Origin of the sequence: Enterobacter cloacae complex sp. IR5450, assembly GCF_049238665.1 — a bacterium.
Taxonomy (GTDB): Bacteria; Pseudomonadota; Gammaproteobacteria; order Enterobacterales; family Enterobacteriaceae; genus Enterobacter; species Enterobacter hormaechei_C.
In genome coordinates this window covers 1-732 of record NZ_JBMKIC010000094.1, presented here as the reverse complement: position 1 = coordinate 732, position 732 = coordinate 1, and the positions used below count along the sequence as shown (strand labels likewise).

Sequence of the window (732 nt, the reverse complement as noted above, 5' to 3'; positions counted from 1 at the left end):
TCCAAGGTCAACCTTTGCCAGACCTGCGGCAATCTCCATCTTCAGGCCAGCAACCTGAGCCTCCATGTCTTCGAATAGCTGGTTAACTTTAACCAGGTCATCAATGGAAGATGGGTCTGGCGCTACCCCATAATCCTTAGCCAGATCAATAAACCGTTTCAGTTTCTCATTATTGTTATCGAACAACGGAAGAAGTTTTGAAAGGTCATTGCCCAGGCTTTCAAGTATGGTTGTCTTTTCGGCATTCGTGCCGATCTTGCCAAGTGATTCACCAATTGCCAGGAGCTGTTTTTCAGGACTTACTTTGGATAATTTCTCAGCGGACAAACCCAGGGAATTAAGGGCATCAACTGCTTCACCCGACTTGTTCAGGACAGCGTCACCTATCTTATCGCCGATATCCTTAAAAATATCAGCCATCTGATCGCCGGACACCCCTGCCTTTTCAGCAGCAAACTGCCATGCTAAAAGCTCCTGAGTTGATATCCTTAGCGACTTTGCCCAGCGGTCTGTTTCGGTAATCTGCTTGGAAGTGCTTTTCAGTAACTGAAAACCAGCCGCTCCAACACCCAGACTAGCAGTTACGGCTGCCGCACCAATACCCGCCAGTGCAGCGCTGGCGGATGCTGCATCATCCTGTACCTGTTTGCTCCACTTTGCAGAGGCGCGTTCTGCCTGATTAAGGCCGGAGACAAAACCGCCCGTTTTTGCAATCAGGTCGATTGTCAGCGT

1 pseudogene is annotated in these 732 nt (G+C 49.3%); it reads right to left on the bottom strand.

Annotated elements, in window-relative coordinates:
- A pseudogene (locus ACOTYB_RS24850) lies at positions 1 to 732 on the bottom strand (phage tail tape measure protein); the annotation flags it as partial.